This window comes from uncultured Psychrosphaera sp. (genome assembly GCF_947500655.1).
Taxonomy (GTDB): Bacteria; Pseudomonadota; Gammaproteobacteria; order Enterobacterales; family Alteromonadaceae; genus Psychrosphaera.
On the sequence record NZ_CANMSK010000053.1, the window covers coordinates 1 to 275 of the forward strand.

Consider the following 275-nt stretch of genomic DNA (forward strand, 5'->3'; position numbering starts at 1 on the left):
ATTAAGCTAACTTATACTAATTGCCCGTGAGGCTTAACCATACAACGCTTAAGTGTTCTTGAACGTTGATACAAATTACATACTTTATTTTACTGATATTGTTCCTGACAATATCTAGCACTTCCTACATCCATGTAGGTCGTTACTTAACTGATAACTCAGTTGAGTCAGCTTTCTGATTGTTAAATACGCAAACAAGCTTTTGTCTGGTGGCAATAGCGCTGTGGTCCCACCTGAATCCATTTCGAACTCAGTAGTGAAACGCAGTTGCGGCG

General features: G+C 39.6%; 1 rRNA gene. It reads left to right on the forward strand.

What is annotated here, in order from left to right:
- Nucleotides 1-205: 205 nt before the first annotated feature.
- Nucleotides 206-275: ribosomal RNA gene (gene rrf, locus Q0940_RS17055) — 5S ribosomal RNA — on the forward strand; the annotation flags it as partial.